The 23,594-nt window shown below is 34.1% G+C and carries 24 protein-coding genes; 20 read left to right on the forward strand and 4 right to left on the reverse strand.

Annotated elements, in window-relative coordinates; all coding sequences use genetic code 11:
* Positions 1–72: 72 nt before the first annotated feature.
* The 5 genes from tilS (at position 73) to BBI01_RS14335 (ending at position 6,030) form a co-directional block, all read left to right on the forward strand.
* Positions 73–1,422 carry a tRNA lysidine(34) synthetase TilS gene (gene tilS / locus BBI01_RS14315; RefSeq protein WP_065395327.1) on the forward strand — a complete coding sequence of 450 codons (1,350 nt, stop codon included), beginning with the start codon at positions 73–75 and terminating at the stop codon, positions 1,420–1,422.
* Positions 1,412–3,481, forward strand: coding sequence for a protein-disulfide reductase DsbD family protein (locus BBI01_RS14320; protein WP_065395427.1), 2,070 nt, complete (start codon positions 1,412–1,414; stop codon positions 3,479–3,481). Before tilS ends, BBI01_RS14320 begins: the two co-directional genes overlap by 11 nt.
* A 216-nt stretch (positions 3,482–3,697) precedes the next feature.
* Positions 3,698–4,222: a biopolymer transporter ExbD gene (locus BBI01_RS14325; protein ID WP_065395328.1), complete on the forward strand. Its 525-nt coding sequence runs from the start codon at positions 3,698–3,700 to the stop codon at positions 4,220–4,222.
* A gap of 147 nt (positions 4,223–4,369) precedes the next feature.
* Positions 4,370–5,152 (forward strand): alpha/beta fold hydrolase, encoded by a 783-nt coding sequence (locus tag BBI01_RS14330; RefSeq protein WP_065395329.1) that lies wholly within the window; start codon positions 4,370–4,372, stop codon positions 5,150–5,152.
* A 74-nt stretch (positions 5,153–5,226) separates the two neighbouring features.
* A complete protein-coding gene (locus BBI01_RS14335; protein WP_065395330.1) occupies positions 5,227–6,030 on the forward strand; it encodes a patatin-like phospholipase family protein in 804 nt (267 codons plus the stop codon).
* A gap of 51 nt (positions 6,031–6,081) precedes the next feature.
* On the opposite strand, the gene BBI01_RS14340 is transcribed toward BBI01_RS14335, so the two are convergent.
* On the reverse strand, positions 6,082–7,086 hold the full coding sequence (locus tag BBI01_RS14340) for a DHH family phosphoesterase (RefSeq protein ID WP_065395331.1): 1,005 nt from the start codon (positions 7,084–7,086) through the stop codon (positions 6,082–6,084).
* A gap of 234 nt (positions 7,087–7,320) precedes the next feature.
* On the opposite strand from BBI01_RS14340, the gene rpmH reads away from it, so the two are divergent.
* A complete protein-coding gene (gene rpmH, locus BBI01_RS14345; RefSeq protein WP_039365072.1) occupies positions 7,321–7,479 on the forward strand; it encodes a 50S ribosomal protein L34 in 159 nt (52 codons plus the stop codon).
* 154 nt (positions 7,480–7,633) lie between these two features.
* Positions 7,634–8,344 carry a cell division ATP-binding protein FtsE gene (locus BBI01_RS14350; RefSeq protein ID WP_065395332.1) on the forward strand — a complete coding sequence of 237 codons (711 nt, stop codon included), beginning with the start codon at positions 7,634–7,636 and terminating at the stop codon, positions 8,342–8,344.
* Between the two features lie 20 nt (positions 8,345–8,364).
* Here the strand turns inward: BBI01_RS14350 and BBI01_RS14355 are convergent, their stop codons facing one another.
* From BBI01_RS14355 to BBI01_RS14365, 3 genes are read right to left on the reverse strand one after another with little or no spacing between them, the layout of a single operon-like run.
* Positions 8,365–9,066: a tRNA1(Val) (adenine(37)-N6)-methyltransferase gene (locus tag BBI01_RS14355; RefSeq protein ID WP_065395333.1), complete on the reverse strand. Its 702-nt coding sequence runs from the start codon at positions 9,064–9,066 to the stop codon at positions 8,365–8,367.
* The gene (locus BBI01_RS14360; protein ID WP_065395334.1) at positions 9,066–10,520 is read right to left on the reverse strand and encodes a sensor histidine kinase; all 1,455 of its coding nucleotides are present in this window, start codon (positions 10,518–10,520) and stop codon (positions 9,066–9,068) included. The genes BBI01_RS14355 and BBI01_RS14360 overlap by 1 nt, the downstream gene beginning before the upstream one ends.
* Before the next feature lies 1 nt (position 10,521).
* Positions 10,522–11,106: a riboflavin synthase gene (locus BBI01_RS14365; protein ID WP_065395335.1), complete on the reverse strand. Its 585-nt coding sequence runs from the start codon at positions 11,104–11,106 to the stop codon at positions 10,522–10,524.
* Between the two features lie 48 nt (positions 11,107–11,154).
* On the opposite strand from BBI01_RS14365, the gene pdxA reads away from it, so the two are divergent.
* The 13 genes from pdxA to glf all read left to right on the forward strand — a co-directional run bounded on the left by pdxA (position 11,155) and on the right by glf (position 23,593).
* Complete coding sequence (pdxA, locus tag BBI01_RS14370) at positions 11,155–12,246, forward strand: 4-hydroxythreonine-4-phosphate dehydrogenase PdxA (protein ID WP_065395336.1); 1,092 nt, start codon at positions 11,155–11,157, stop codon at positions 12,244–12,246.
* An 84-nt stretch (positions 12,247–12,330) separates the two neighbouring features.
* Positions 12,331–12,861 (forward strand): YceD family protein, encoded by a 531-nt coding sequence (locus BBI01_RS14375; protein WP_065395337.1) that lies wholly within the window; start codon positions 12,331–12,333, stop codon positions 12,859–12,861.
* Positions 12,862–12,928: 67 nt separating this feature from the next.
* Entirely contained in the window at positions 12,929–13,132 is a 204-nt protein-coding gene (gene rpmF / locus BBI01_RS14380; RefSeq protein ID WP_007843326.1) for a 50S ribosomal protein L32, read from the forward strand.
* Positions 13,133–13,260: 128 nt separating this feature from the next.
* Positions 13,261–13,743 (forward strand): acetyl-CoA carboxylase biotin carboxyl carrier protein, encoded by a 483-nt coding sequence (gene accB / locus BBI01_RS14385; RefSeq protein ID WP_065395338.1) that lies wholly within the window; start codon positions 13,261–13,263, stop codon positions 13,741–13,743.
* A gap of 93 nt (positions 13,744–13,836) precedes the next feature.
* Positions 13,837–15,195 carry an acetyl-CoA carboxylase biotin carboxylase subunit gene (accC, locus tag BBI01_RS14390; RefSeq protein WP_065395339.1) on the forward strand — a complete coding sequence of 453 codons (1,359 nt, stop codon included), beginning with the start codon at positions 13,837–13,839 and terminating at the stop codon, positions 15,193–15,195.
* A gap of 85 nt (positions 15,196–15,280) precedes the next feature.
* Positions 15,281–15,712, forward strand: coding sequence for a hypothetical protein (locus BBI01_RS14395; protein ID WP_065395340.1), 432 nt, complete (start codon positions 15,281–15,283; stop codon positions 15,710–15,712).
* A gap of 239 nt (positions 15,713–15,951) precedes the next feature.
* Positions 15,952–17,199, forward strand: coding sequence for an ornithine--oxo-acid transaminase (gene rocD / locus BBI01_RS14400; RefSeq protein WP_065395341.1), 1,248 nt, complete (start codon positions 15,952–15,954; stop codon positions 17,197–17,199).
* A gap of 314 nt (positions 17,200–17,513) precedes the next feature.
* Positions 17,514–18,263, forward strand: coding sequence for a glycosyltransferase family 2 protein (locus tag BBI01_RS14405; RefSeq protein WP_065395428.1), 750 nt, complete (start codon positions 17,514–17,516; stop codon positions 18,261–18,263).
* A gap of 4 nt (positions 18,264–18,267) precedes the next feature.
* Positions 18,268–19,254, forward strand: coding sequence for a WaaS/CpsH family glycosyltransferase (locus tag BBI01_RS14410; protein ID WP_065395342.1), 987 nt, complete (start codon positions 18,268–18,270; stop codon positions 19,252–19,254).
* A 3-nt stretch (positions 19,255–19,257) separates the two neighbouring features.
* Complete coding sequence (locus tag BBI01_RS14415; protein ID WP_065395343.1) at positions 19,258–20,445, forward strand: glycosyltransferase; 1,188 nt, start codon at positions 19,258–19,260, stop codon at positions 20,443–20,445.
* A gap of 6 nt (positions 20,446–20,451) precedes the next feature.
* Positions 20,452–21,489: a glycosyltransferase family 2 protein gene (locus tag BBI01_RS14420; RefSeq protein ID WP_065395344.1), complete on the forward strand. Its 1,038-nt coding sequence runs from the start codon at positions 20,452–20,454 to the stop codon at positions 21,487–21,489.
* Between the two features lie 4 nt (positions 21,490–21,493).
* On the forward strand, positions 21,494–22,471 hold the full coding sequence (locus tag BBI01_RS14425; protein ID WP_065395345.1) for a WaaS/CpsH family glycosyltransferase: 978 nt from the start codon (positions 21,494–21,496) through the stop codon (positions 22,469–22,471).
* A gap of 21 nt (positions 22,472–22,492) precedes the next feature.
* Positions 22,493–23,593, forward strand: a complete 1,101-nt coding sequence (glf, locus tag BBI01_RS14430) for a UDP-galactopyranose mutase (RefSeq protein WP_065395346.1) — start codon at positions 22,493–22,495, stop codon at positions 23,591–23,593.
* The last annotated feature ends 1 nt before the right edge of the window (position 23,594 follow it).

The following is a 23,594-nucleotide window of genomic DNA, read 5'->3' on the forward strand; positions in this document are numbered from 1 at the left end:
GACTACTCAAAGTTAGGGAAATTCAATTGAATTATATCGGTTATCTTTGCATAAAAGAAATTCTCAACAGATATGTTGGAAAAATCAAGCTTTAAAAATCAACTAGAAAATCTAGTTTCTCAACCGGAAAATCAAAGTTATCTTCTTGCCGTAAGCGGAGGAGCCGATTCTATGATTCTAACCTCTTTATTTCTGGATTTCAGAGATAATATTAAAAATTCAGAAACTGAATTTCAGGTTGCTCATATTAATTATAAACTTCGTGGTGAAGACTCGGATCTTGATCAAAAAGTAGTTCAGGACTTTTGTGAGAAAAATCATGTAAAGTTCCATTTATATGAAGTCTCGGAAAAAGATAAAAAACCGGAACATTCTATACAGCTTTGGGCAAGAGAGCTTAGGTATAAATTTTTCAAAGAAATTCAGGAAAAGGAACAACTGGAATTCTTGGTTACCGCTCACCACCTTAACGATCAACTGGAAACATTTATCATCAACCTTTCAAAAGCTGCCGGAATTAATGGGCTAAGTGGAATTCCTGCCAATGATAATAATATACTCCGACCTCTTTTACATTTCTCAAAACAGGAAATCTATCAATTTGCAGAGGAAAATAATATTGAATTCAGAGAAGATCTTTCTAATAAAAAGAGTGATTACCTTAGGAACAAGATAAGAAATGAAATTGTTCCAAAATTATTGGAAACCAATGATCATTTTCTGGAAAACTTTAAAAAAAGTTCATCATACCTGAATCAAACTAAGAATTTTGTCCAGGAACAAATTCAGCAGATAGAAAATAACCTTACTGTATTTAACAAAGACTATAAAATCTTATCAAAGGAAAAACTAGAGCAAGAAAGCGATTTTGTCAAGTTTGAAATTTTAAAGAAATTCGGATTTAATCAGGAAGAAGAAATTCCAAAAATTTTTAAGGCAGAAAACAACAGTACTTTTTTTTCCAAAGAGTATCAGTTGATTGTTAATCGTGATGAATTGATCTTAACTCTTAAAAAAGAACATCAGGAAATCAGAAATGAACTTGTATTGATAGACAATTTCGATTTTTCAGAAAGGTTAACGAAGATCAATATTCAGAGTACGATTGAAGGTATTGAAGGAATCGATAAAGACTTTGAATGGAATTACGATGCTCAAAAACTCCAATTCCCCCTGTATTTGAGAAAACAACAGGACGGAGATGAGTTTTACCCGACTGGTTTTTCGGGAAAAAAGAAAGTTTCTAAATTTTTTAGGGACGAAAAATTATCTATTTTAGCGAAGCAAAAAATTTGGATACTGACTGACAGTGAGAATTCCGTACTTGGAGTACTCCCTTTAAGACAGGATAGAAGATACGCAAAGGATGAGAAAACAGAATGTGTTCTCAAAATTTTTAATGAAACGAAAAATGAAATTTAGAAATTGGTTTTTATTAATTCTACTATTTTTAGCGACAGGGATTAATGCGCAGATCAAAAACCCTGTAAAGTTTAAATTCACCATCAACGACCTTGGCAACAATCAGTATGAAGCTGTTTTGAATGCTACTATGGAAAGTGGCTGGCATATTTACTCAAAAGATCTTCCTGAAGATACAGGAATTCCTACGGAATATAAAGTTACAGGGAAAAATATTGAACTGATCGGAAAGTTTACTGAGGTTGGAAAAAAACACGAAGAGTTTTCCGAAGCATTTGGAGGGACTATTGTTTATTACTCTAACTCCGCGGGATTCAAGCAAAAATTCAAATTAAAAGACCCAACAAAACCAGCAGATGTCACCTCTGAAATCACTTACCAAACTTGTGATGACAGAGTTTGTCTTGCTCCAAATACACTAGAATTTAATCAAAAAGTGACTCCAAAAGGAGCTACCGAGGAAGCTGCAACAGAAGCAACGACAGAGCCAGCAAAGGATTCTGTAAAAACAGTTGAAACCGTTACTGAAAATCATGCAAAAACAGAAGCTACCATTTCAGAGGCATCAAAATTAGATCCTAAGCAGCTTAAAATCGAAACACTGGACTTTAAAAATCCATTGACAGATTGCGGAACAGCGACTACGAAGGTAGACGAAAACTACTGGACTTATCTTTTCCTTGGTTTCATCGGTGGTTTAATTGCTTTATTGACACCATGTGTTTTCCCTATGATTCCGCTTACAGTTTCATTCTTTACTAAGGGAAGCAAGGATAAAGCAAAAGGTAAAAGAGATGCTCTTATTTATGGTTTCTTTATTCTTTTGATCTTTGTTTTATTAAGTATTCCTTTTCATATTATTGATGGAATAGCAGGAAATATCTTCAATGAAATCTCTACGAGCGTATGGTTGAACATTGTGTTCTTCATCATATTTATATTCTTTGCCGGAAGTTTCTTCGGGTATTATGATATTACATTACCAAGCTCTATTGCCAATAAATCCTCAAGAGCTGAAGAAGCTGGTGGAATCATCGGAATTTTCTTTATGGCATTAACACTGGTCATTGTTTCTTTCTCTTGTACAGGTCCTATTTTAGGAAGTTTATTAGGAAGTGCCGTTACAGGTTCATCTAACGTTCCTATGCTGTTAACGTTTGCTTTAGCAGGATTCGGACTTGCATGGGCTATTGTTTTTGGATTATTGGCATTATTCCCGCAGGCATTACAAAGTCTTCCAAAATCAGGAGGATGGATGAATACTGTAAAAGTGGTTTTAGGATTTGTAGAACTTGCTTTGGCTTTAAAATTCTTATCAAAAGCAGACTTAGTATCTAAAACATTCTTCTTAAAAAGAGAACTTTTCATAGCAATATGGATTATCATTGCGTTAGGATTAGCTTTATATCTATTCGGGTTGATTAAATTCCCACACGATGACAAGAAGCCGAAAATTTCCATTACAAGAAAAATTCTGGGAGCATTAGGAATCGGTTTTGTTATTTATTTAGTTCAGGGACTTATCCCATCCGATCGTCCAAAACTTCAGTTGTTAAGTGGTATTTTACCTCCATTAAACGTAAGTTATTTCCACGATGAGAAAGACGGAATTCTCGGAATGCATCCTGAGCATGATTTCTTCAATGCTATAGAGATTGCTAAAAAGGAAAACAAACCTATCTTAATTGACTTTACAGGTTACGGTTGTGAAAACTGTAGAAAAATGGAAGAGTTTGTATGGAGTGAGCCAGATATTTTACCAATCTTACAAAACGATGTAGTACTTGCTTCTCTATATGTAGATGATAAAGAAGAACTACCTGAAGATCAGAAAACAAAGATTGATCTTGGAGAAGGACAGATTAAAAAGGTTAAAACAATCGGGGACAGATGGAGCTTATTCCAACAGGTTAATTTTAATAATAACTCTCAGCCTCATTATGTTTTAATAACTCCAGACGGAAAAGTAATCAACACTCCTGTTTCAGGATACATGCCGAAAGAAGATTTTAAAAACTTCTTAGAGTGCGGAGTGAATTACTTCAAGAAAAATAAATAGATTTTATATCAAAATAATTTAAGCCTTATCAATTCGTTGGTAAGGCTTTTTTAATGCACTGATTTTAACAACATTTAAGGGTTATTATTTAAATAAAATGAATTTTTATTAACATTTTGTGGTTTTAGGTACAAACTTTGTATCAATTCATCAAAATCACGATCGGGTTTTTATCATTTTCCTTAAATACCGTTTAACATTTTAAAAACATTAATTATGGCTGAAGTAATTGCACAAGAGAAACAAGGCGGCAAACAAAAGAAAAAGCTGATCAGAGTAGACATGACTCCAATGGTTGATTTGGGATTCCTCCTTATCACCTTCTTTATGTTTACTACAAACTTTACCAAACCCAATGTAATGGATCTTGGTTTACCAGCAAAGGACCACCATCCTAATCCTCCTACCAACACTGTAATTGGAGACAAGAATCAGGTAACCTTTATTTTGGGAAAAGACAATCGTGTTTTTTACCATCAAAGCAATGAGAAAGATTTAAATACAACCAATCTTAAAGAAACTGATTTCAGCGGAATAAAAATTTCGAAAATCATTTCTGAAGCTTATAAAAACGCTCCGGTACCCGAAAACTTCACCGTAATTGTAAAACCTACAGATGAAGCCAACTACAAAAATTTTGTAGATATGCTGGACAACCTGGCTATTGCCAAAAAAGAGCGCTATGGTGTCACTGACATCAAGCCATGGGAAACAAAAATTTATAAAGAGTTAGTTCAATAGAAAGAAGGCTGTTTCAAGATTGAGACAGCCTTTTTTATATCTTTTATTTACCTCACGAATAGTTCTTATTTTTTTGTTTAAATTTGAAAATAGAATTCAACAGAACGATCTTATTGCATTCATCTAACCTTTTATACTATTGATATCATGCTGAACTTTGAAAAAAAAGGAAACGGAAAAGAAACATTAGTTCTTCTTCATGGCTTTATGGAGAATCTATCTATCTGGAGTGATATGGAACCTCATCTTTCTCAAGACTTCACATTATTAAAAATAGATCTTCCCGGACATGGGCAATCTGAAATCCTAAGCGAAGTTCATACTATGGAACTTATGGCTGACGAGGTAAAAAAAGTTTTGGATCATCAGAATTTAGAAAAGATACATTTATTGGGGCATTCTATGGGGGGATATACTTCCCTTGCTTTTGCGGAAAAATATCCTGATTCTTTAAAAAGTCTGACCTTATTTTTCTCCACTTATTTCGCTGATGATGAAGAGAAGAAACAACAACGTATTAAAAGCTATAGAATCATCAAAGATGCGTTTGCTCATTATGTAAGAGCAGGAATTCCGAACCTGTTTAATCCCAACGAAAGAGATATTCTGGAAGGGAAAATTGAAACAGCATTAGAAACAGCCCTTTCAACTAATAATCTAGGAGCCCTAGCCTGTGTAAAAGGAATGGTAGAAAGAACCGACAAAAAGCACATCATGCAAAATCTGGAAGCTAAGATCTTAGTATTGGCAGGAAAACATGACAACGCTGTCAAGACAGATACCACGATTAAAAACCTTCCAGACAGAACCAATATAAAATCCTATATCTTAGATTGTGGACATAATGGTCATTGGGAAAAACCAGGCATTTGTGCAGAAATTATCAATACTGAACTTCTTCATAATCTCCCCAAAAAGCTAGTTTTGTAAACTCCTGAATAATAACGATATTAAACAACCGTTTATAAAAAAATCCTGTATATTAGTAAGGAATAATTTTTTCCATGAGTTTATTCTCGTTCAAAAAAAAGAAACCACAGAAACCACTGGTTATTGGTCTTACACTTTCAGGCGGAGGAATGCGTGGAATTGCTCACATTGCCGTTCTAAAAGCTTTGGAAGAATATAATCTGAAGCCACATATTATTTCTGGCACAAGCGCAGGTTCTATTATTGGAGCTTTTTACTCATTTGGGAAAACACCTGACGAAATGATGGAGATTGTAAAACAAACTTCTTTTTTTTCCAGATCAGCTTTAAAACTATCAAAAAACGGAATCTTCAGCTCTAATTTTATCTTAAAACTTTTTAAAGATCATTTTCCTGAGGATAATTTCAATATTCTAAAAATCCCAGTATATGTTGCCACTACAGAAATGACTCACGGCATTGTTGATTTCTTTTCCGAAGGAGAACTTTTTACTCCTCTCCTTGCCTCTTCAAGTGTTCCTTTTATTTTACCGCCCGTAAGAATGGGTGATAAAATCTATGTAGACGGTGGTGTACTGGATAACCTTCCTATTGAACCTATCATGGATAAATGTGATTTTCTGATCGCTTCCCACGTCAACTCAATAAGCTATGATGACTTAAAAAAGCTAAGCCTGATGAAAGAATTTGACAGAATTCTTCACTTAGCTATTGCAAAATCTGTATACTCCAAGGTAAAACACTGCAATATATTTTTGGATCCTCCTAAAATGACTATGTACAGTCTTTTCAATAAGAAATATATGGACGAAATGTTTCAACAGGTATACGAATATACATGCTCAGAGCTTGAAGAAAAAGGATACAAAAAGGTTTGAGAGTATATTAAAATTTAATCTACAATCTTTTCTTTAGCGCGCTCCCATTTTTTACAAATTCTCTTCGATCAGTCTTGTTTTAAATACTTCAATAGTGCCCGATAAAGAATCAAGGGATTTCCCTCCTGCAGCGTTGATATGACCTCCTCCGTTGAAATATTTTCTGGAGAATTGATTTACATCTACATCATCCTTACTTCTGAAAGAAATCTTCACAAAGTCTTCATACAGATCTTCCATAAAGAATGCAGACATTTTCACTCCGGCAATACTTAAACCATAGTTTACAAAACCTTCCGTATCTCCTTTCTGGAAACCAAATTCTTTAAGTTCATTTCTTGTAAGACTAAGAATAGCTACTCTACCTTCATTCACTACTTCGATTCTTCCCAATACCAGAGCAAGCAGGTGAAGTCTGGAAACAGTATTTGTATCCCATGTATTGGAAGTAATCATTGCCGGATCTGCTCCTTTCTCAATCAGATTTGCAATAATTCTATGCGTAGTAGCACTTGTGGAACGAAAACGGAAACCTCCGGTATCTGTCATTATTCCTGTATACAGACATTCAGCAATATCAAGATTCACTAGTTTTTCATCATCCATTGCTTCAATGAAATGATAAATCATCTGTGAAGTTGCAGGAATTACAGTATCTGAATATACAAAATCAAACTGTTCAGGCTGTTGGTGATGATCAATAAGAATTTTCTTTCCTGTAGCTTTTACCAGCCAATCTCCTAGTAATCCTATTCTTGATGGAGAATTAAAATCCAAGCAGAAAATAACATCTGCGCCTGCAACCATATCAAAAGCCAGTTTTCTTTTATATTCTGCAATAATCACTTTTTTAGATTCAGGCATCCATTTCAGAAACTTTGGAAAATCGTTTGGAACGATTACCTCTGCATGAATTCCTCTTGCTCTTAAATAATGTTTTAATCCCAGACTGGAACCAATAGCATCACCATCCGGATTATAGTGAGTAAGGATAACTATTTTGTTTTCAGGCGTTAGTAATGTATTGATCTCTAAAAGTTCTGCTGGTGTAAACATCTTGTGTTTATTTTCGTTAAAATTAAAGTTTTCAAAGATAGAGCTTTTATATAAATCATTTAAATATTATTTTTGCATCCGGAATTTAGTTTTCCATCAGGCTTTGTAAGTATTTGATTAAAAAACATTCTAAATATTTTCAAAAAAAGATTATTAAAGTTTGTATCTTATAAAAATTTCTATATCTTTGCAACCTGAAAATTAATAGATTAATTACGATTTAAACATATAGTAATGAGTAAAAGAACATTCCAGCCATCAGAAAGAAAAAGAAGAAACAAACACGGTTTCAGAGAAAGAATGTCTACGCCAAATGGAAGAAGAGTTTTGGCTGCGAGAAGAGCTAAAGGCAGAAAGAGTTTAACTGTAAGTGCTGCACGCGCTAAGAGATAATCTTTTTATTATCATATACAAAACATGCTTGAAAAGTTTCTTTTCAGGCATTTTTTGTTGTTAAAATTTATTAAAATTAGAGTCAAATAGACTTCTTTTTTCTATTTTTAAAGATTGAAAATTTTTTGTTAGAAATAGCCTTTAAAATTAAATTATGCCACATACAAATATCTCCGGAGACAATATTATAAGTTTACAGCACGCAAAAATTGCCCAAAAAAACTTTACTGTTCTTTCTGATGTAAATCTTAACATTAAAAAAGGTAGATTCTGCTATCTTATTGGAAAAACAGGTTCCGGAAAGAGTTCCCTTCTGAAAACACTTTATGGACACATTCCATTAGCTTCAGGACATGGGTCTGTAGTAGGATTTGATTTAGCTAAACTAAAACCGTCTGATATTCCTAACTTAAGAAGAAAACTAGGAATTGTATTTCAGGATTTCCAATTACTTTCTGACAGAACTGTTGAGAAAAACTTAAAATTCGTTCTGGAAGCTACAGGATGGAATGACAAGGTAAAAATAGAAGACCGCATCAATGAAGTACTAGGAAGTGTGAACATGAAAAGCAAAAAGCACAAAATGCCACACGAACTTTCCGGAGGTGAACAACAGCGTATTGCCATTGCAAGAGCTCTTCTAAATCATCCGGATCTTATCCTAGCAGATGAACCAACAGGAAACCTTGACCCTGAAACATCCAACGAAATTATGACTTTACTAAAACAGGTTGCCCTTGAAAATGGCGCAGCTGTAGTAATGGCAACACATGATTATCACATGATCCAGAACTTCCCTGGCGAAGCAATCAGATGTGAGGAAGGAAAAGTTTCTGTATTGGATACTGCTGAGTTATTTGAGTAAAAACAAAGGTTATTTAAACCTTAAACATTCTTTTTAAAGACATGAAACTCCTTAGTGAGTTCAAGATATTGGTCCGAGTATATTCTCGGACTTTTTTCTATAATAAATTCTGATGCTTCAGTGATTTTCTCTATTGGGGAAAACTCTAAAACAAGTCTTTTTACATTCGAATTTTCAATTCCTTTAATATCCACCTTTCGGTTCAGAAATAAATTATTTTCTGATGCAATTTGAACAAAAACATCTCCTGCTTCCACAGGAATAATCACAGAAAACAACCCATTTTCAGTCAGAAGAGCTGCCGTTTTTTCGATCAACTGCCTAAAGTTCAATTCCACTGTCTGGCGGGCAATTTTGTCTTTTTCTGAGCCTGATTCTTCAAAGTAAGGAGGATTTGAGACAATGAGATCAAATTGATATTCTGTTTCAAATGTTTTAAAGTCCTGATGATTATTTTTTAGTCTTTCCTGAAAAGGCGAGTTTTCAAAATTGAGTTTTGTAAGCGCAACTGCTTCTTCATTAATATCCAACCCCAGAAAATATGCATGGGAATTTCTTTGTGCTAACATTAATGAAATTAACCCTGTTCCCGTTCCTACTTCCAGAACGTGAGAAGCCGCTTCAATATTCGCCAGAGCACCCAGCAAAACACCGTCTGTTCCTACACGAAAGACGTTTTTAGACTGCTGAATTTGAAATTGCTTAAATATAAAAGGTTTCACTATAAATTGGTAGGCAAAGTAATAATAAATGTAGACCCCTTCCCTACTTCTGATTTTACAGAAATCTCACCTTTGTAATCTTCAATCATTTTTCTTACCATGGATAAACCAAGTCCCATACCACTATTTTTAGAGGTAAAATTAGGTTCAAAAATTCTCTCGTACATATTTTCAGGAATCCCGATACCGTTATCCTGAACAGAAATAATAACTCTTCTCTGATGCTGCTCTACATCTACATTGATAATCAGCTTTCGCTCATCACTCTCCGCCTGCTTGGCATTGGTAACAAGATTGGTAATAATCCTGGAAAGATAAATTCTATCCATATTGATCATAATATTACTCTTATTAGCATGCATGAAGATACTGTCATCATTGAATACACGAAGAATATCTTCAACCTCAGTGTTCAGATTGATCACCTCGTTATTTTTTTCAGGAAGTTTGGCAAATTCTGAGAATGCAGAAGCAACGGTAGCAATCAGATCAATCTGATCTACCATCGTTTTACTCATCTGCTTTACTCTTTCTTTAATATTCGGATCTTCAGGGTCAAATTTTCTTTCAAAGTTCTGAATAGTAAGTTTCATTGGAGTAAGCGGGTTTTTCACCTCGTGAGCAACCTGTTTCGCCATTTCTCTCCAAGCTTCTTCTGATGCTTTGAACCTTAGCCTTTCTTTTTGATCCTGAATCTGCAGAATCATTCTGTTATAAGCTCTTGCTAAAGCATTCAATTCGTCATTTTTATAATATCTGATAGGACGCATTTCATTTTCAAATAATGTAATACGGGTAATCATATCAGAGAACTTCGTAATTGTTTTAGCAAGACTGTTTGAAGTCACCCAGCTGATCCAAATACTGAACAGAATAAGAAATATATCTACTAAAAGTATATATTTTACGTATTGATGGAGCACCTCCAGATAAGCAGATTCATTATGATATAAAGGAATATAAACTACGCCTATGGGCTCAAGTTCATTGTTTTTCAATAAAAGATATGAAGAGGTAAGCTTGGCATCTTTAGCAGCATCATATCTGGTCATATCAACCCTTGCATCAGTAGCAAGGATTTTGTTGATGATTTCTACAGGAAGCGACTTTTGGTCAATCAAACTCTCATCTTTATTAGAAAGCAGATAGTTTCCTTTCAGATCATAAATAACGATATCATGCTGATTAATATCTGCTATTTCAAAGATTTTATTACCTAAAACCTTAGGAAGATCCTTCGTTTCTACCAATGTACGGCTTACTGCGTAGTCCAGATACCTCATTACAGCATTGGTTTTCTCCTGCATATCAATATTACTTTGCTGTAGAGAATTATTTCTCAAAACAAAGTAAGGAACCAATGAAGTAGCTACAACACTTAAAAAGCATACCAGTAAGAAACCGAAAAAGACACGGTTCCTTAAGCTATATCCTTTATATTTATTAATTGACATCCTACTTTTTAATTAACCTAGCAATATACTTACCAATGATGTCAAATTCCAGGTTCACTTTATCACCAATCTTCAGATGCTGCATATTGGTAAATTCCCAAGTATAAGGAATAATCGCCACTGAAAACTGTGTTTCCTCACTTTTTGCTACGGTTAAACTGATTCCGTTTACAGTGATTGATCCTTGAGGAACTGTTACAAAACTTCCGTCTGATTCATATTTCATAGTGATGAAATAACTTCCGTCTTTATTTTCAATTCCAACAACCTCCCCGGTTTTATCAACATGTCCCTGAACAATATGACCATCTAGCCTACCATCCATTTTCATACAACGCTCAAGGTTTACAACCGTTCCCAGTTCCCATTTTCCGAGATTAGTTTTCTCCAGTGTTTCGTTGATGGCTGTTACTACATATTGATTATCTTTAATCTCAACCACAGTAAGACAACATCCGTTGTGAGCCAGACTCTGATCAATTTTAAGTTCGTTTGTAAAAGGGCATGTCAGTGTGAAATCTATGTTGCTTCCTTTTTCTTCAATCTTTTCAATAACACCAACTGCTTCAATAATTCCTGTGAACATATTATTTTTTGCTAAATTTGTAAATTATAATCTTCAAAGATAATCAAAATGAGCCCAAAAAACCATAAAGTACGAGTAGGAATTTCAATCGGTGATTTCAACGGCATCGGTCCGGAGATCATTATGAAGTCTCTGAAAGACAAAACTATTACAGATTTTTTCACTCCTGTAATTTTTGGTTCGGGGAAATTATTCACTTATCAGAAAAACATTTTCAAGCTGAATCTTAATTTCAACTATGTAAATGAAGCTTCTCAGGCTCAACCTGGAAAGCTGAATATGGTGAATCTTACCAAGGAAAATGTCAATGTAGAATTGGGAGTACCTACAGAAGAATCTACCAAAATGGCTATTGATTCTCTGGAAGCAGCTACAGAAGCCTTAATGAAAGGAGACATTGATGTATTGGTAACAGCTCCTATCAACAAAGACGAAATGGTGAAGATGGGCTTTAAGCATGCAGGACATACGGGATATTTTGAGGAAAAATTCAGCAAAAAAGGATTAATGTTCCTGGTAACTGAAGATCTTAAAGTAGCCGTATCTACTCATCATATTCCTATTGCTCAGGTTGCAGAGAATATTTCCAAGGATAAAATTAAAAAGCAGATCAGAGTATTAAATCAGACTCTTATTGAAGATTTCTGTATTCAGAAGCCGAAAATCGCCATCTTAGGGCTTAATCCTCACGCAGGTGATGGTGGAGTAATCGGAAGTGAAGAGATCGAAATCATCAGCCCGGCTATAAAGGAACTTTCGGACAATGGAATTCTAACGTTCGGACCTTTCCCTGCAGATAGTTTCTTCCAACCGAACAAATACAAAAACTTTGATGCTGTTTTGGCAATGTATCATGATCAGGGGTTAGCTCCTTTCAAAACATTGGCTTACGAAGAAGGCGTAAATTATACTGCAGGTCTTCCTTTCATCAGAACTTCTCCGGATCATGGAGTTGCCTATGATATTGCAGGGAAAAATATTGCTGATGAACAAAGTTTTATGGAAGCTATTTTCACTGCTATTAAGGTATTTAAGAACAGAAGTGAATACGGCGAACTGATGAATAATCGTCTTCAGCCGAGAAAAATGGCTGTCGACAACGGAATAGATGAAGATCTACCTGATGAAACTGAAGCATAAATCATTGAAACAAATTTTAAATTAATTTGTTTTAGATTTTATTTGTTATTATAAAAAAAATGCATATTTTTGCACACTCATTTTATGGACAAGTTAAGAAACTATGACGTAAGCTTTTCCGGACTTAAAAACGGAAAACACGAGTTCAAGTTTGAGATAGATAAAACGTTCTTTCAATTATTTGACACTGAGCAGGAATTTACAAACCCAAGGATAGAAGTAAATGTATTACTTGATAAACATACTACTTTCCTGGAGTTTGAGATTAAGATCAAAGGTTTAGTTGAGCTGGTTTGTGATATCACAAATGAAGATTTCGACTATCCTATTGAGAATGAAATTAAAATTCTGGTGAATTTCGGAGAAGAATATGACGACAGCAATGAAGATGTCATCACGATTCCTACCGGAGAGCATGCTTTCAATGTAGCCCATTTGATCTACGAAAATGTAATGCTTTCTATCCCGATGAAAAAGATTTCACCGAATGTAAGTGATGAAGATATACAAATTCTTGATCAGTTCAGTCCAAAAGAAATTGAGGAAACCGAAGAGGAAGAACATGACAGTGATCCGAGATGGGACGCTTTAAAAAAGTTAAGAGACAATAATTAAATAGAATAATTTAAATATGATGAGATGATGAATCTCATCGCTCATCAATTAAAAAAGTTATTAGAAAATGGCACATCCAAAGAGAAGACAGTCGTCTACAAGAAGAGATAAGAGAAGAACTCACTACAAAGCTGTAGTTCCTCAATTAGCTAAAGATGCAACAACAGGAGAGCTTCACCTATACCACAGAGCTCACTGGCATGAAGGAAAACTTTACTACAGAGGTAAAGTAGTATTGGAAAAAGAAGTAGCTACTACTGAAGAAAACTAAGAGTCGCTTTTTCATTGAAAAAGCCTCATTTTAATACAAAAACCGCCCAATTTTGATAAAATTTGGCGGTTTTTTGTTGTTTTTTGCGTTTTTTTGGTATCTTTGACACCAAATCAAATATCAAATTTATGGACATTAAAGACATACAGAATCTTATTAAGTTTGTATCTAAGGCTGAAGTTTCAGAAGTAAAATATAAAACTAAGGATTTCGAAATCACTATTAAAACTCCATTAGCTGGAAGCGATGCTGTTTATGCACAACCTGCAGTATACCACACTGCTCCTCAGGCTGTAGCTGCTCCGGCACCTGTTGCAACTCCTGCTGCTGCACCTGCAGAGAAAGCTGAGGCTGCATCTGATGATAGCAAATATGTAACAATCAAGTCTCCAATGATCGGTACTTTCTACAGAAAGCCATCTCCTGATAAAGATGTATTCGTAAATGTAGGTGATGAAGTTTCTGTTGGTAAAGTAGTTTGCGTAATTGAAGCAATGAAGTTATTCAACCAGATTGAATCTGAGATTAGCGGAAAAATCGTTAAAATCTTAGTTGATGATGCTACTCCGGTAGAATACGACCAACCATTATTCTTAGTAGATCCATCTTAAGGAATTTTAGATTAAAGATTATAAATTTTAGATGAAACTTTTTCATTTAAAATAATTTAAAATTCAAAATTTATAATTTAAAATTTCGGAGAGATGTTCAAAAAAATATTAATAGCCAATCGTGGCGAAATTGCAATGCGTATTTTACGTACTTGTAAAGAAATGGGGATCAAAACCGTTGCAGTATACTCTACTGCAGATAAAGACAGTCTTCACGTAAGATTTGCAGATGAAGCGGTTTGTATCGGTCCTGCGATGAGCAAAGACTCATACCTTAAAATCCCTAACATTATTGCTGCAGCAGAAATTACAAATGCTGACGCTATTCACCCAGGTTATGGATTCTTATCTGAAAATGCTAACTTTTCAAGAATCTGCGAAAAGAACGGAATCAAGTTCATTGGAGCTTCTCCGGAGCAGATTGAAAAAATGGGAGACAAAGCAAATGCTAAAGCTACCATGAAAGCTGCTGGTGTACCTTGTGTACCTGGTTCTGACGGATTAATTGAATCTTACGAACACGCTGTAAAAGTTGCTGAAGAAACTGGATATCCTGTAATGATCAAAGCTACTGCCGGTGGTGGAGGTAAAGGGATGAGAGCTGTCTGGAAAGCTGAAGATCTTAAAGATCACTGGGAGTCTGCTATTCAGGAAGCTGTAGCTGCCTTTGGAAACGGAGGTATGTATATGGAAAAACTGATTGAAGAACCTAGACATATTGAAATTCAGGTTGCAGGAGACCAATTCGGTAAAGCTTGCCACCTTTCTGAAAGAGACTGTTCTGTACAGAGAAGAAATCAGAAATTAACGGAAGAAACTCCTTCTCCATTCATGACTGACGAACTTCGTGAGAAAATGGGTGACGCTGCTGTAAAAGCTGCTGAATTTATTGGATACGAAGGGGTAGGAACTATCGAATTCCTTGTAGACAAGCACAGAAATTTCTATTTCATGGAAATGAATACAAGAATCCAGGTAGAGCACCCGATCACTGAGCAGGTAATTGATTATGACCTTATCAGAGAACAGATTCTTCTTGCTGCGGGAACTCCTATTTCAGGAATCAATTATTACCCTAAATTACATTCAATCGAATGTAGAATCAACGCTGAAGACCCTTACGCAGACTTCAGACCATCTCCGGGAAAAATCACTGGATTAAACATCCCTGGAGGACACGGAATCAGAGTAGACACTCACGTTTATTCAGGATATACAATTCCTTCTAACTATGACTCTATGATTGCTAAGCTTATCACAACGGCTCAAACCCGTGAGGAAGCTATCGCAAAAATGAGACGTGCTCTTGAGGAATTCTATATCGAAGGTGTAAAAACTACTATTCCTTTCCACAGACAACTGATGGATAATGAAGATTATCTTGCAGGAAACTACACTACAAAATTCATGGAGGATTTTGTAATGGATAGAAAATACGACAATCATCACTAAGATGATGTAAAATAAAAACTTCAATGATCCGTCATACAAATTTGTGTGACGGATTATTTTTTTCTTGATATCTTTGAAGACAACCATGAACAAAGTTTTAAAATGGATACTGATCATTTGTACAGGTGGCATTCTGCTTTACCTGGCAGCAAGTTTTTTTGCGGTGTTCATGCTTACTTATTTCAGCTCATCAAAAAGAATAAACCTTCCCGCCGAAGAAAAAGCATTTGAAAAAATAAAGAAGGTATATCATATTGAAACCATAGAGCGCAGCCCGGAATTTGAAAGACAGGTTAAAAATCAGGACACCATAACCTATACTCTGTATCTTTACAGCAAAAGCAATTGTAATATCGAACCTGATTCTTTGAAAAAGAATGCTTTAAGAATTGCTAAAGAGATCAACAATATTCATCTTGAATCTAAATATTACAAATATCGTTTAGTATTTTCATGTAAAGCTTACAATCCTAATGGATTTGATTTTGAATTTTTAAGAAAAGATATAATTCCTTAATATATAAATCATTAACCAATAATTTCGACGAAAGCAGTAAAATTAGGAAGGAAATAAAGCGTAAGCAACTTCTCGATTTCTAAAGATAGAATACCTGCAACAGTTTATTCGTTCAACAAATATTCTCTAGAACACTTCATTTAACCCTCAAAATACACTTCATTTACAGCATTATACTCTACTCCATTTTTGTTCATTCATCTCATTAATATTATGTAAATTTGTGAAAAACCAAACATATGTCAACAGCAGAACAAACAAAAAACTCGCAGTATTTTATTGACCTTGAAGACAAACATGGAGCACATAATTATCACCCCCTTCCAGTAGTTCTGGATCGTGGAGAAGGTGTTTTCGTATGGGATGTAGAGGGCAAAAAGTATTATGATTTTCTTTCAGCATATTCTGCTGTGAATCAGGGACACTCTCACCCTAAAATTGTAGGAGCATTAGTAGAGCAGGCTCAAAAACTGGCTTTAACTTCAAGAGCGTTCTACAACTCTAAATTGGGAGAATACGAGCAAAAAATCACTACTCTTTTTGGGTTTGATAAAGTATTACCAATGAACTCTGGTGCTGAAGCAGTAGAAACCGCAGTAAAACTTGCGAGAAAATGGAGCTACGAAGTAAAAGGAATTTCAGAAAACGCTGCTAAGATCATCGTTTGTGAAAATAATTTCCACGGAAGAACGACAACCATTGTTTCCTTCTCTAATGATCCTGATGCTAACCAAAATTATGGTCCATTCACACCTGGATTTATTAAGATTCCTTATAACGATATTGCTGCACTGGAAGACGTTTTAAGCAGAGATGCAGGAAACATCGCAGCATTTCTTGTAGAACCTATTCAGGGAGAGGCAGGAGTATATGTTCCGGATGAGAATTTCCTTAAAAATGCTTCGGAATTGTGTAAAAAGCACAACGTTCTATTCATAGCTGATGAAGTTCAGACAGGTATTGCAAGAACCGGAAAATTAATCGCTTGCCACCACGAAAATGTACAACCAGATATCTTAATCCTAGGAAAAGCACTTTCAGGAGGAATGTATCCTGTATCGGCAGTACTTGCTAATGATGAGATCATGAACGTTATCAAGCCAGGACAGCATGGTTCTACTTTCGGTGGAAACCCAATTGCATGTGCAGTAGCAGTGGCAGCATTAGATGTGGTAGCTGACGAAAAATTATCTGAAAGAGCAGAAGAGCTTGGACAGTTATTCAGAGCTGAAATTGAAAAATTAATTGAAAAATCTGATCTTATCAATAAGGTAAGAGGAAAAGGTCTTTTAAATGCAATCCTAATCAACGATACACCGGAAAGTTCCACAGCATGGAACCTTTGTCTACAATTAAAAGAAAACGGTCTGTTGGCAAAACCTACACACGGAAATATCATCAGATTAGCACCACCATTGGTAATTACTGAAGAGCAGTTATTAGATTGTGTGAAAATTATTGAAAAAACTATTCTTGAATACAAATAAGAATTAAATACAATATAAGCTGACAATATTTCAGTTGTCTTCTTAAAAAAATGGGTATGATTTTCTAAAGATCATACCCATAATTTATATATCTTAAGGTTATTAAGATATGATATTCTACCGACAAATACATTTAGGAATCGAATTTGCAGTATCAATTTAATAATGTAGGTTTATTTGGATAAATAGAATAGTTATAAATGGCAAGGATTCGTTTATAAAATTCAAATTAAAACTTATCTTTGACAGACAAAAAACAGGTTGAAAATGATATTAAGAGAGATAGCAATTATTTCCTTATTAAACAATACGTTATGATGCAAATAAGTGGTTTAATCATAACATACAATGAAGAAAAAAATATACAGGAAGTCCTGGAATGTTTTGATTTCTGTGATGAAATTATCGTGATAGATTCATTCAGTACGGACAAAACTGTAGATATTGCAAAAAAATTCCCCAATGTAAAGGTGATTCAGAACAAATTTGAAGACTTTACAAAGCAAAGAAACCTAGCTTTAGATTCCGCTACTCATGATTGGGTATTATTTTTGGATGGAGATGAAAGAATTACTCCTGCCTTACGAACAGAAATTATAGAGGAGCTGAATAAACCTGAGCAAAAAGATGCTTACTACTTTTACAGAAAATTCTTTTTTGCTAAAAAACCAATCCATTTTTCTGGAACGCAATCTGATAAAAATTTCAGACTTTTCAGAAAGTCGAAGGCAAGGTATATGGCTGGTAAAAAGGTACATGAAACGTTGGATGTAAACGGGAGTATCGGGGTATTAAAAAATAAATTGCTCCATTATTCCGTTTCAGATTATGAATCATATAAACAGAAAATGATTCATTACGGGGTATTAAAGGGAAAAGAACTGGCTGCAAAAGGGAAAAAGTACAGTGTTTGGGTTCAATATCTTAAAACTGCTTTTAAATTCTTTAAAGCCTATATAATGAGACTTGGTATTTTAGACGGAAAAGAAGGATATCAGCTTTCATATCTGCAATCCTTAAGTGTGTTTGAAACCTATGAATCATTAAAAAAAGAGCAAAATTAGTTGAATGAAGATTTGTATCATTAGTTATGACTTCTGGGATTATGATAAGTATATTGTTGAAGCATTATGCAAACGAGGTATTCAATCCCATCATATAAAAATAAGTGCTGTCACCCATTCCAACTTTAATGAAAGGGCTGTAAATGCCTTGAGCAAAACTTTTTTAAATAAGAATCTTAAGACAGAAAAAAGACAGAAATTTGTTCTTGATTCCCTTGAAAAACTGGGACATCAGGATCAGATTCTGGTATTAAATCCTGATACTTTTGATCTTGCAACTCTGGAAAAGATCAAAACATATACAAACCGCCTTATCACTTATCTTTACGACAATTTAGAAAGGGTTCCCGTAGAAGATAAGCTGCACCTTTTTGATAAAGTATTCTCTTTTGACGGAATAGATGTTAGAAAGCACGGTTTTGAAAAAATCACCAATTATATCTATCTTCCGCATATTTCGCAGGAAAAACAGAACCCTCAAATGGATATGTTTTATATCACTTCCTATGACAGCAGAAGAGTTTCAATGGTTAAGCTATTGGCAAAAAAACTAATGGATCTTGGATTAAAATTCCAGATTATGGTGATTGGGAAAAAATCATGGAGGCATCAACTAACCAATATGTTTATTAAGATTCCTAAAAATCTGTTTCTTATTTTCAGTATTAAGAAGATTCCACACAATGATCTTCCTGCCTACTATAAAAACTCAAGGGTTTTACTTGACCTGATGCGTGAAGGACAATATGGATTAAGCTTCAGGGTTTTCGAGGCTATGTCTCTGGAAAAAAAAATCATAACAGATAATGAGTCTATTAAAACTTATGATTTTTATAACCCGAATAATATTTTGATTTTAAATAAAAATATCACTAATCTTGATCAATCTTTTTTTGAAAGCCCTTATGAAAAGATTCCAGAGGAAATCTACGAAAGATATACTCTTGACAGTTGGGTAAACAAGGTTTTTGAATTAGATAATAAAAACTAACCGATGGGAATCTTAAAGGACATAAAAAAACATTTCAGAAGAAAAAAAAGACTTAAAGAGCTTCAGACTCAGGACATCATCAACATTCATTTGTATGATGCATCAAAAAAAACGATTCTTTTTACCTCAAGAGATTTCCCTACTCATGATAAGGATTCAGGATCCAACAGATTGAAAGAAATTATTTTAATCTATAAGGAATTAGGATACAATTGCATTTTGTTTGCTCCTCATATGTTTGAGGATAATACGTATGTACAGTTTTACCAGCAACTTGGCGTGATTGTCTTTGTGGAAAACAACAAATACAAAAACATTTATGAGTTTCTGTCTTCCTTTAAAAATATAGATTACGTTTGGTTCAATGGACCTCTCGCACTGAATCTGTTCTATAAAAAAATGAAGAACATCCTTCCTCGTACTAAATTTATGTATGACATGGTGGATATTCATTTCTTAAGATACAAAAGAGCAATTGAACTGGAACCTAATCGTATTTCACTTAAAAAGAACTATAAACATTTCTTCCGTTTAGAGACTGTAATTGCTCCTCAGCTGGATTATATTGTTGCCATTTCTGATAAGGAAAAAGAAACCATGGCACAATATGCTGATAAGAACAAGATCATTACCATTTCCAATATTCATTATCCTAAAATTGATATTTCTGAACGAAAAAACTTCCATGAAAGTAAAGGAATTATTTTCATCGGGTCCATTCATGAACCTAATATTGATGCCGTAAAGTTTTTATACGAAAAAATAATGCCTATCGTCTGGAAAACCAATCCAGAACTGGAAGTAAGCGTCATTGGAAATGTAGCAGATAAACTTGATATCAAACAATATCCAAAGTTTAAGTTTTTAGGCTTTGTGGAAAGTATTGAAGAACATTTCATGAATTCCAGAATTATGGTAGCACCATTAAGATTCGGGGCTGGAGTGAAAGGAAAAATCGGGCAGGCTTTTGAATACTTCTTCCCAGTTGTTACTACGGATATAGGAGCCGAAGGAATGCAGCTTATCAATCAGAAAAACGTACTGATTGCCAATGATGAAAATGGTTTTGCAGAAGCCATTATCCAGCTGAATAACAATGAAGAACTTTGGAATATACTGAGCAAAAATTCCGTTGATAGCTTAAAACCTTTTTCAATAGAAGCTGTAAGTAACACATTAAAAAAACTATAGCCAATCATGGATAACTTTCTGGTAAGCATCATTGTTCCTTGCTACAATGCTTCATATTATGTTAAAGAAGTATTGGAAAGCATACAAAATCAGACATATAAAAATATTGAATGTATCGTTATCAATGATGGTAGTACTGATAATACTTTAGATATAATTACAGCATTTTCTGATCCACGATTTACTATTTACAGTCAGGAAAACAAGGGATTATCAGACACTCGTAATGCAGGATTGGAAAAAGCTACCGGTGATTTTATTTTTTTCTGCGACAGTGATGACTGCCTTCCACAAAATGCCATAGAATCTTTATTATCTGTTTATACCGGAAAAGAAGATATTATTGCAGGAAAAACAGCATTAGTAACCTGGAATGACAAGAAAATTCTTTCCTACTTACCCCATCCTGAGAACAAACAAATCTTTGAAAATAATCATTCGGAAGTTCTTATTAAAAACATGACTGAAGGTTTAAGCCCTATTGCTCCGAATAAATTATATAAGACTGATTTTCTTAGAAAAAACAATATTAAATTCTTAAGTGGTATTTATCATGAAGATGAACTTTGGTTCTTCGAAGTAATGTTTGCTGCTAAAAATGTAACCTTCATCCCTGAAGTTACTTATCATTATACGAAGGATAATACCCAATCTATTACTCAAAAGAACGGTGATAAAAATTTACTAGGTTATCTGAGTGTACTCAAAACTATTTACGAAAAATATTATCTGAAGTTTCCTGAACGCGGCATTATTGCTTATTACATCGTTTATCTGAAAAAGATCATCATCGGAAATTATAAACACCATGGTAATTATTCTTCAGAAGCTGTTCAACAGATGGAAAGAACTTTCAAGGAAGTAGATCCTAAGTTTAATGATCATATTGAGCTCGATAGTACAGCAAAAAAGTACTTTAGATTCCTTAATAATATTAGCTTAAAAGACGCTCAGGCAATAAAGAAAGAATATTTCAATTATCCTGTCAACAGTCTTCGCAAGCATTATAAAATTCTCATGTTCAGTCTTTTAAATTCAAACTAAAACTGTGAAAAAAAGATTTCTTTTAGTAATGCCGAATTACTCGGATTTCCCTAAACTATTCCTGAGCAATCTGGAAATAGAAGGATTTGACACCTATCTGATTACTGACAAAGTATCAAAATTCAAATATAAAGGAACGGAAAGCATTCAGAATTTTTTTGTTAAAAACATTCTCAGAAACAAGCAATACAAACAAAATCTAATCAGCAGACATACGCTTGAAGATCTTAGTAAAAGTCTTTCGGAAATTGAAGGAGAGCTGGATTATATATTAATAATCCGTCCCGATAACTTTCCGATTTCTTTTGTGAAAAATTTAAAAACAAGAACAAAGAAGTTAATTGCTTATCAATGGGATGGGATGGAAAAATATCCTGAAGTAAGAAATTATATTCCTTTGGTTGACAAATTTTTCTGTTTTGAAAATACGGATGTAGAAAACCACATCTACAAAACCACCAACTTTTATTTTGAGATAGAAAAGCCTACTTATAAACAATACAACCTTACTCATCCCCTACTTTACTTCGTAGGACTCGATCTGGAAAACAGAAGAAAAAAAATAGATGGATTCATTAAAAGTATCGGTGATTTTAATATTGATCTTCAGTTTTTCTTACAGGAATTTACACCTAATGAAAATAAAAATCCTAAGATCACGTACATAAAGGACAGAATCTCATTTACAGAAAACCTAAATTATGTAAAAAATGCTGATCTATTACTTGATTTCGTAGACCCAAGACAAGACGGTCTTTCCATCAGGTTTTTTGAAGCTTTGTATTATAAGAAAAAGATAATAACGGATAATTTAGTAGTAAAAAATTATGATTTTTACCATCCTGACAATATCTTTGTTCTGGAAAACGAGAATTATAAAAATATTGAACAGTTTATAAGTACACCTTACTTTGAACTTCCGGATGACATTGTAAAAAAATACGGTTTCAGTAACTGGATCAAAGAAATTATCAAGGATTAAACTGCTCTTAAATAAGAATCAATGAAGAAATATTTAATTATAGGAAGTGGCTTCTCAGGAAGTGTTTTGGCTCAGCAGCTTTGCGAGAACAACATCGTTCATGTAGTAGAAGAAAGAAGCCATATCGGGGGTAACTGTTATACGGAAAAGGATGCTGAAACAGGTATTACATTGCATCAATACGGTCCGCACATTTTCAATACGGATAATGTAGAAGTATGGAATTATATTCAACAGTTTTGTGAAATGGTTCCTTTCATCAACCGTGTAAAATCTATATATCAGAACCAGGTTTATTCCCTTCCTATTAATCTTCATACCATTAATCAGTTTTTCAAAAAAGATTTTTCTCCTAAAGAAGCAAAGTCTTTTATTGAATCATTGAGTGATACTTCCATTGATGTTCCTCAGAACTTTGAAGAACAGGCATTGAAATTCGTAGGAAAAGATCTTTATAAGGCTTTCTTCTATGGATATACTAAAAAACAATGGGGCTGTGAGCCATCTGAACTTCCAGCAAGCATATTGAAAAGACTTCCTGTAAGGTTTAATTATAATGACAATTATTACGCAATGCCACTTCAGGGAATTCCAAGAAACGGATATACAGAGATCTTTGAAAAGATGCTGAACCATCCTAATATCACTGTAACATTAAATAAAAAAATAACGGCTGAAGAAATTGACTTCTCAGAATATGATCATGTGTTCTATTCAGGACCTATTGATGCTTATTTTGGTTATAAATATGGCAGATTAGGCTACAGAACCGTATTTTTTGAGAAATTCACTGATGAAGGTGACTTTCAGGGAAATGCAGTGATCAATTATGCCGATCAGGAAACTCCACATACGAGAATTCACGAGCACAAGCACTTCACACCTTGGGAAGAGCATGATAAAACTGTATACTTCAAAGAATTCAGTAAAGAAACGGATGAAAAAGATATTCCTTATTATCCTAAAAGATTACAAGGTGATATGGAAATGCTTGAGAAGTATTTTGAAGAAAAAGACAAACTTTCCAATATTACTTTCATAGGAAGACTTGCTACATATCGTTATATGGATATGCACCACGTAATTGCAGAAGCATTGGAAACAGCTAAACAATTCCAATAAT

Origin of the sequence: Chryseobacterium artocarpi (genome assembly GCF_001684975.1) — a bacterium.
Classification (GTDB): domain Bacteria; phylum Bacteroidota; class Bacteroidia; order Flavobacteriales; family Weeksellaceae; genus Chryseobacterium; species Chryseobacterium artocarpi.